Origin of the sequence: Vibrio sp. V12_P9A6T4, assembly GCF_963874835.1 — a bacterium.
Classification (GTDB): Bacteria; Pseudomonadota; Gammaproteobacteria; order Enterobacterales; family Vibrionaceae; genus Vibrio; species Vibrio anguillarum.
On sequence record NZ_CAWNJO010000101.1, the window covers coordinates 1 to 8,670 of the forward strand.

Sequence of the window (8,670 nt, forward strand, 5' to 3'; positions counted from 1 at the left end):
ATATATCGACTGTGTATATTCATACGGAGGATTGGAAAAACGCTGATATATATAGTAAGAGATCTTTGAAAGTATACCAGAATCATAATTTCTCTAACTCACTCACCGAAGCTATTTTATATACTAATGCCAGTGTGATAGATACAGCGTTAGGACGTGAAGAATCTCAGCAGCGCAATGTTGAACTTGCTTTTGATAGAGCGATGAAAACAGGTTCTAAACAGTTGCAGTTTAAGACTATGGTTAACTTAGCCGATAATTTATTAAATCAAGGTGAGACAGAAGATGCCTTAGATATTATGATTCGATGTTTATCTCTTGCTAGGGAAGAGTCTAATCCCTTATTTACCGCATACTGTCAAGAGAGTTTAGCGGAAGTCTATCTTGCAAAAACTCAGTTAGAATTGGCCATCTTGAGCGCCAAAGAAGCGGTAGGAATTTATACAGATCACAATAATGTGCCAAGAATAATATATGCTACTGATATTCTTTCAAGAATTTATGAGCAGAAAGGTCGATATGATGAAGCATTGTTTGAATATAAGAAAATGGCAACATTAGAAAAAAAACTTATCCTTCAGTCTAGAGAAAAAGAGGCATTGAGTCTAAAAAATCAATTTGACAGAAAACTCGACGAACAAGAATTATTGCTATTAAGTGCTAAGAACGATATACAGAAGTTACAGATACAAGCTCAGGAATTTAGGGAATGGTTGTATTTTTTATTATTTATTATTATTAGCTTTGTATCTTTAATTAGTTATCGAAAGTATAAAAAATTTAAAATCAAACACTCAACTTTACAGCAGGATCATGCAAAGTTAGAAGTTGAATCTACACATGACCCACTCACGGATTTGTATAACCGAAGATATCTTGATACTTGGTTTTCTTATCAGGAAGAAACAACTAATAATAAACCACATTTATTAGCCATAATTGATGTCGATTATTTCAAAAAAATAAATGATCAGTATGGTCATGAGGCGGGGGATGAAGTGTTAAGGGCATTATCTACCATTCTGAAACAGCAGCTTCGACCTGAAGATCTACTTATGAGGTGGGGAGGTGAAGAGTTTGTGATGATCATTAGTACACCAGAAGCTCATATTAAAGAAGTCTTGGAGAGAATTCGTGCTCAAGTCGAACAAACATCATTTTACTGGGCAGGGCAGCGGGTTCCTGTAACTGTTTCCATTGGAGCAATTGCTGAGAAGTCGGTGTCTAAGTTGGCGTTGTCGTGGCAGAGTGCAATGGAGAGTGCAGACCAAGCGTTATACCAAGCGAAGTCAGAAGGAAGGAATCGATTCATTGTAAATGATAGTTATCAGTGATTGAAAAGCCACCTAATGAGGTGGCTTTGATATTTTATTCGTGGTGCTGTTAGTCTCGAAAATTGTCATATTGGAATGGCTGGCCCATATCCGATTCACGCATTAGAGCGATCACTGATTGTAAATCATCTCTCTTTTTACCCGTTACTCTTACTTTTTCACCTTGAATGGATGCTTGGACTTTGAGCTTGGCATCCTTAATGGCTTTTACCACTTTCTTTGAGGTTAACGGGTCCAGTCCTTGTTTAAATTGGACATCTTTAAACCAGCGCTTGCCGGAATGTACAGAATCTTTCGCTTCCATCGCTTTGGCATCAACACCTCGTTTCGCGAGGTTGCCACGTAAAATATCCATCATTTGACCCAATTGAAAATCATCTTCTGCAGACAGTTTTACAACTTCATCTTTGAGTTCAAATCCAGCTTCTACATTACGAAAATCAAAACGAGTAGAAAGCTCTCGGTTTGCATTATCGACAGCATTACGAAGTTCAACAGTATCGACTTCTGAAACGATATCAAAAGAAGGCATGGTGTTTCCTTATCTATTGCTTAGTATTTATTTTAAGTTACGGCGGTCAGTGATCGCTTGTGCCAGCATATCCAGCATAGTTGCTGTGTCATCCCATCCTAAGCATGGATCGGTAATCGATTGACCATAGGTGAGGTTATTTAAGTCATGCATTGGCTGATTACCTTCGATAATGAAGCTTTCAGCCATAATACCAGCAACGAAATCCTTACCTGTACGTATTTGTGTGCAGATGTCGGCCGTTACATCTATCTGTTTTCTATGCTGCTTTTGGCAATTCGCGTGGCTAAAATCTACGATGAGGCGCGGGGCTAAGCCGAATTCGATCAGTTGCTCGCAGGCTGCAGATACGGAGTCAGCGTCATAGTTTGTCCCTGTATCACCACCGCGTAAAATAACATGGCCAAAGGGGTTACCACTGGTACGATAAACGGTCATACGGCCATTTTTATCCGGTGAGTAAAAGTAATGCGATGCTTGGGCCGCTCGAATGGCATCAATAGCAATTTTGATGTTGCCATTCGTGCCATTTTTAAAACCGACAGGGCACGACAGTGCAGACGCCATTTCTCGGTGTATCTGAGATTCCGTAGTACGCGCACCAATAGCTCCCCACGTGATGAGATCTGCGATGTATTGCCCGGTGATCATGTCTAAAAATTCAGTCGCAGTAGCAAGGCCTAGCTTGTTGATATCTAATAATAATTTCCGTGCTTTATTGAGCCCTGTTTCCAGTGCATATGAACCATCCAGATTGGGATCCGTAATCAAACCTTTCCAGCCCACAACGGTGCGTGGTTTCTCGAAATAGGTACGCATGACGATAAACAGTTCATTTTTATATTGGTCTTGGATCGCACTCAAACGTTGAGCGTAATCCATTGCGGCTTCAGTGTCGTGTACTGAACACGGACCGACAATGACTAACAAGCGATCATCGTGACCAGTCAGAATATTTTCAATTTGACGGCGTGAGTTTGCGATGCGCTCTGCTACGTCGTCTGTGATCGGATGCGCATTTCCAAGCTCTGCCGGAGTCGGCATTGGGCCCAAGGCTTGAGTTCTTAATTCATCTGTTTTTAATGGCATGGTAAAGCCTGTACTCTTATTGCGAAGCGGTAAAGATAACGGAATTGGCTATAGGAATAAACTCCAAAACGGAAAACTTATTGCTTATCATCTGTAAGATGAAATTTTATTCATAAATTTGTCATAAATATTTACTTTTACTTGAATTAATACTCGGCTATGGGTATTTTCCTGAGCAAGATAATTAAAAATGTAGGGAGTAATGAATGAGTTTGGCACAACATGATACGATCCACCCTCAGTTGATCTTAGGTGATGCCCTTCCAGCGGCAATTGAATCAAGTGGAAATGCCCAGCATTTGTATGTATCGCTGTCCGACATTATTTTAGATTCGTTGTTTTATCATCCTTCGATTGAGCAACATTTTGCGAATCTAACTGAACTTGAGCAAGGCTCTTTGCAATCCATTCTTGATGACAAAGCGGTGGCGGAGCATTTTACGTCAACCATTGTTGATAGAGTCGTGGCAGCGGTTCAAAAAAATCACACTACGATTCGTGTCTGTTTGAGTGATGCAGATAGTTACACTTATAAAGCGTTGATCGGTGGAAGTGTTGAAACGGATGAAATTAACCCAGCGATGGGAGTGCGTGGCGTATCGCGTTTTTCTTCCAACCAGTATGCGAAAGCGTTTAGTTATGAATGCGCTGTGATCAAAGCATTGCGCAAGCAAGGATTGAACATCGAAATTGTGGTGCCATTTGTTCGAACATTAAGTGATGCGGCTACGATCATTGACCGTCTGGCAGAGCAGTCTTTACCTCGGAGTTTAGATGGTTTGAAAGTGCTTTATTCTTGCGATGTTCCATCAGCGGCATTGTTGGCAGAGCGTTTGATGCACTATTTTGATGGTGTGGTGATCAACATCGATAACTTAACACAATACACCTTAGGCATTGATAAAGAGAATCCCGAACTTTCCCATTTGTTTAATCCAGAGAGTGAGGCGGTCATCACGCTGCTCGATTTAGCATCAAAAGCGGCACGTCATGCGAATAAGCCGATTTTGGTCGTTACCCAAGCACTCGCAAGCTATCCAAAGCTACAGGAGCACTTAGCTGAAAGTGTTCAGGCTGATGTTGTGGTAAAAATGTAATGATCTGATTTGGGCGCAGAATAGCTGCGCTCAACCCTAACTTTTTGTAACAACTCATTGACATTTCGCGGCGTATACCTTGAACTGGTCCGACAACCATATTGAAAAGGTCAAGCCTCATGCTCTCCCCATTAACAAAAGCGAATCTTTACTTAAATCTGTTTGGTTTTTTAAAAGTGCCACTGATTTGGTCCTGCAGGCCAAAGATTTTAGTGCTAAACGAACGCTCTGTAGAAATTCGAATTCCACTTAAACGTCGCAATAAAAATCATTTAAATAGTATGTATTTTGGTGTGTTAGCCGTTGGTGCAGACGTAGCGGGCGGTTTTATGGCAATGCATAAAGCACAACAGCGTGGCTCCAAAGTATCGTTGGCGTTTAAAGCAGTCAGTGCGGAGTTTTTAAAAAGGCCGGAGGCGGATGTTCATTTTCATTGCTATGATGGTCAGCTAATAGACAGTATGCTTGATGAAACTATCGCGACCGGAGAGCGGGTCAATCAGACAGTAAAGATCATTGCAACCTGTCCTTCGCTGCATGGTGACGAGCCTATGGCGGAGTTTCATCTTACTTTATCGTTAAAGCGTATTGGTAAATAAGGCCGAATTAGAGACTACTCGCTTAATTCTATCGGTTCAATGTCGACAATCTTATTTCTATTTAAAACAATTTTCCAACGGTAGTAGCGGGGCTCTTCTTTATGGTTATCTTCTTTGATAATCAAGTTGAGCAAGTGCCGTTTTTCTACGGTTTCTCGACTCACTTGACCACCACTTAACTGATAAATGCGATTAGAGCCTTTGTCCATCAAACGGGTAATCGGGCGTAGGTCAATGTGTAAAGTTTCGCGTGTTTCCTCATAGCCACTCATGAAGCGTGAAGTTGACATGGCCGTTTCTGAGCGATAGTGAAGTACCTGTTCCTCCCTTTGAACAATGCGTTTCTTTCGAATTGTTTTGATTCTGTCTGGTAATTTACTCAGGTTGGTATAATCAAGCCATTCAATTTTGTAACCTACAGATTTTCCGGTCGTTGGGTCTATGTAACGACGCTTCCATTTAGGTTTTCCTTTACGGATCCAGCGCCACAGCATATCGCGTAAGTCATCTTTAAAAATCTCGCGTAATGCATAAACAAACGACATAGCGATAATAAAAGAGGCGGTGATTTCCCCCCAATAGTCGCGAGCTGTAATGGCGATGACGGTGACAAACAGCATCACAAGCCCAGTCGCGATGCCTTTTACGGCACGCTTCATGTTATTACCTAAAGAGGTGACGTGTTCATTAAGCACAATGGGATGCTCGATTAAACGGCGTAGTAGGCGCATCTTGTTACTCAGCCGAGTGATGTCTTCCCCTGCCTTTGCTGAGTTGTAATTGTTAAGTTTACGATGTGCCTGTTCTTTTTCAACCAGTGTAATTAGACGCTCTTTGATGGTTTTATATTCACCATCGCGGTTCATGTGTGCGACTAGGGAAAGAAACTTTTGTTCAGTATACCAAGATAAATAGTTATCAATATTGGCGTAATAGCGTTTTAAGCTCTCTTCATAAGGAATGCTGCGGCGCAATCTTTTCAAAATATCTAAAGAGAGTTCAATGACACTATCAACTTCATCTGATGTGACGGTGTCACTCGTCGTGTTGAGTTGCACTACAGCTTTATCTAGAGCGATAACATACTGATAAGCAAATAAACTCAAACTGACTCGATACTGAGTAGAAGAGAGATGGCCTCGTTGTGCAAGTCGGCTGTGCACTAAGGGCAGTAACGTTTTATCACTGTAATACGCACGCTCTTGGTGGATGAAGCTATAGTAAAAGTCAGATTCAGGAAGTATTTCGGGTGTTAGACCTAAATCACCGGGAATGAATAGGTAAATGTCTAGATCAAGTTCTTTGCTCTGAGACATGGCATGTGAAATTTTAAGCGTGATGGTATCTTGCTTATCGACATTAACCAAAGAAAGCTCCTGAAAAAATGCTTATTTTTCCCTTGAATGCAGGAAAGGATAACAGAGATCACGTATAATCTCTGCAAAATTGAGGTGAGACATAGTAAATGATTAACGTTGGTCAAATAAACAGTTTAGAAGTCGTAAAGATTGCTGATTTCGGCGTATTTTTGGATGCTGAAGATTTTGGAACCACTTTACTGCCTAAACGATTTACCCCAGATGGGGTTGAATTGGGGCAGAAAATAGACGTATTTTTGTATTTCGATTCAGACAATCAACTTGCCGCGACGACTGAAAAACCGATTGCAAAAGTAGGCGAGTGGGGATTGATGAAAGTTCAGGGTGTGAATAGCACTGGTGTTTTTGTTGATTGGGGTCTGAAGGGTAAAGATTTATTGGTGCCTTACAGCGAACAGCGTGCTCGTTTTAAAGAAGGACAAACGATTTTAGTGTATGTCTACACCGATAAGGCTTCCGGCCGCATCGTAGGCACAACTAAATTCAACAAGTGGCTGGACAAAACCCCTGCAAACTATACGCAGAATCAGCAAGTTGATCTATTAATTGCAGAACACTCAGAACTCGGATACAAGGCCATCATCAATGGCGAGCACTGGGGGATGATTTTCCCATCAGATGTGTTTGGTAAGTTGTTTATTGGTAAGACCTTAAAAGGCTACATCAAAAATATCCGTGAAGATGGAAAAATTGACCTAGCTCTGCAAAAAATTGGCGTAGCAAAAATGGATGAGCTAAGCACTAAGATCATAGAGTTACTTGAGAAAAAGGGTGGTTTTCTTCCATTAAGTGATAAATCGACACCAGAAGCTATTTTTTCGATGTTCCGTACCAGTAAGGGAACCTTTAAGAAGAGTATTGGTGGTTTGTACAAGCAGGGAAAAATTACCATTGGGGAAGATGGAATTCATCTTGTATAGCTGAGGCGTCCACCTCCTGTTGCAATTTATTTTCCTTGACGATAAAAAAAGGCCCAAAACTTTTCCGTTTTTGGGCCTAGGGGAATGGCTCATTTGAGCCTACGCTAATCATTAAAATAGTCGTACTTATGCTTCCCTGTAAGTATAGTTGTTATCGCTAGAAGTGCGCGTGTTTTCTAGATTTTTGTCCTATTTTGGGGCGTGTTAAAACAAATTTTTATCTTTAACGAGTTCTCTTGGTAAACCATTTTTTATGCGGTTTCCTACCCATTTCCCTAGGCCAATCACATCGTTACCGAGCTTAACCAGTACTTCGCCAGTGCCAGTTTGTAGTGCTGGTCTGACATCTCTGCCCATGTACCAATCTCGCGCTTCTTCAATCGATAGTGTGATACAGTTTGATTCGTTACCAGTCGCTAACGATGTAGCGACTTGATGTTGCCAGCGATAACCTTTTTTATGTGTTTCAGCGATTTTTATCCCCATGCGAGAGAAGCGGAATTTGCCGAGCATAGGTTCCAGTGCGTTTGGAAATAACCATACATCATTATCACGCAGCCAGATACTGGTATCATCGGGGATCACAACTTCAAACGTTTTCATGAGTTGATCCGCGATCTCTTGTGTGAGTTTAAGGTTGGCTTTCGCAAAAGGAAATTGACCTAAGCGTTTGTTGACTTCAGGGTGGGGTACAGAGCTAAGTTTACGGATTTTTGCAACAAAAAAACCTTCACAATCATAAGTTTGAGGGAATATATGCAAGAACCCTTCGTCTGTAATCGCTGCTTTTGCATCCTCAAACAATGAGCTAAGGGAAACAAATTCAACTGATTGTGGATATTTTTCTTTTAGATGCAAGCACACTTGTTGGTTCTCTTCTGTGCTCAATGTACAGGTTGAGTAGACCATCACACCGCCGGGCTTTAAAGCTTGAAACGCACTTTCAATCAAATCTTTTTGTGTTGTGGAAATCGACAATACAGATTCTTTGCTCCAGTTTTTCATCGCATCAGGATCTTTACGGATGGTACCTTCTCCTGAGCATGGCGCATCTATTAACACCGCATCAAATTGTTCCGGTAACCAACCGCCAAAGACTCGACCATCAAAATTGCTCAGTGCACTGTTACGTACACCGCAGCGTTCGATATTAGCATGCAGCACTTTAACACGGCTGGCTGAAAATTCGTTGGCGACTAATACGCCTTCATTTTCCATACACGCCGCAATTTGCGTTGTTTTTGAACCCGGAGCCGCCGCCATGTCGAGTACTGAATTGAACGATTCGCCACCAGTGAAAAGAGCGGATACTGGCATCATAGAACTGGCTTCTTGAATGTAAAAAAGACCTGCCATATGTTCGGCGGTATTACCTAAAGGTACGACAGACTCATCGGCTTCAATCCAAAAACCCGTATTACACCAAGGCACTGGTGATAAAGCCCACCCTTTTTCTACGGCGCGTTGACAAAAACTATCGACAGAGATTTTTAGCGTGTTGACTCGGATACTTTTACGCAAAGGACGCTGGCAAGCTGCAATAAAATCACTCATCGTTAGATGTGTGGGCAGTATCGCTTCAATTGTCGCAAGAAAAGGTTCAGGTAGGGTTATATTGGCGTGCAAAGCAGTATCTCGTCTGGGAGTTGAGGCCGGATTATATAAGAATCGTGATGAGATCAAAATAATAAAAAATGCAGCCGATCAGCTGCATTTTATT

General features: G+C 41.5%; 8 protein-coding genes. 4 read left to right on the forward strand and 4 right to left on the reverse strand.

Translation table 11 applies throughout. The features are described from left to right. Positions 1–1,334, forward strand: a 1,334-nt coding sequence (locus AACQ42_RS15480) for a tetratricopeptide repeat-containing diguanylate cyclase (protein WP_141195652.1), incomplete at its 5' end; no start/stop codon positions are given. Between the two features lie 49 nt (positions 1,335–1,383). Here the strand turns inward: AACQ42_RS15480 and AACQ42_RS15485 are convergent. After that, positions 1,384–1,866, reverse strand: a complete 483-nt coding sequence (locus AACQ42_RS15485) for a YajQ family cyclic di-GMP-binding protein (protein WP_010319065.1) — start codon at positions 1,864–1,866, stop codon at positions 1,384–1,386. Between the two features lie 27 nt (positions 1,867–1,893). Further along, a complete protein-coding gene (locus tag AACQ42_RS15490) occupies positions 1,894–2,955 on the reverse strand; it encodes a 3-deoxy-7-phosphoheptulonate synthase (RefSeq protein WP_026028836.1) in 1,062 nt (353 codons plus the stop codon). Positions 2,956–3,161: 206 nt separating this feature from the next. Between AACQ42_RS15490 and AACQ42_RS15495 the strand changes: the two genes are divergently transcribed. Together AACQ42_RS15495 and AACQ42_RS15500 are read left to right on the forward strand one after the other, a co-directional pair. Continuing rightward, positions 3,162–4,052 (forward strand): putative PEP-binding protein, encoded by an 891-nt coding sequence (locus tag AACQ42_RS15495; protein ID WP_010319067.1) that lies wholly within the window; start codon positions 3,162–3,164, stop codon positions 4,050–4,052. Between the two features lie 119 nt (positions 4,053–4,171). Then, positions 4,172–4,651, forward strand: a complete 480-nt coding sequence (locus AACQ42_RS15500; protein ID WP_094165579.1) for a PaaI family thioesterase — start codon at positions 4,172–4,174, stop codon at positions 4,649–4,651. Between the two features lie 14 nt (positions 4,652–4,665). Here AACQ42_RS15500 and AACQ42_RS15505 read toward each other — a convergent pair whose 3' ends face one another. After that, complete coding sequence (locus AACQ42_RS15505; protein ID WP_017044687.1) at positions 4,666–6,018, reverse strand: hypothetical protein; 1,353 nt, start codon at positions 6,016–6,018, stop codon at positions 4,666–4,668. Positions 6,019–6,116: 98 nt separating this feature from the next. Here AACQ42_RS15505 and AACQ42_RS15510 point away from each other — a divergent pair, with 98 nt between their 5' ends. Then, entirely contained in the window at positions 6,117–6,950 is an 834-nt protein-coding gene (locus tag AACQ42_RS15510) for a CvfB family protein (protein ID WP_094144731.1), read from the forward strand. Between the two features lie 204 nt (positions 6,951–7,154). On the opposite strand, the gene rsmF is transcribed toward AACQ42_RS15510, so the two are convergent. Then, positions 7,155–8,576: a 16S rRNA (cytosine(1407)-C(5))-methyltransferase RsmF gene (rsmF, locus tag AACQ42_RS15515; protein WP_217898940.1), complete on the reverse strand. Its 1,422-nt coding sequence runs from the start codon at positions 8,574–8,576 to the stop codon at positions 7,155–7,157. Positions 8,577–8,670 lie beyond the last annotated feature (94 nt).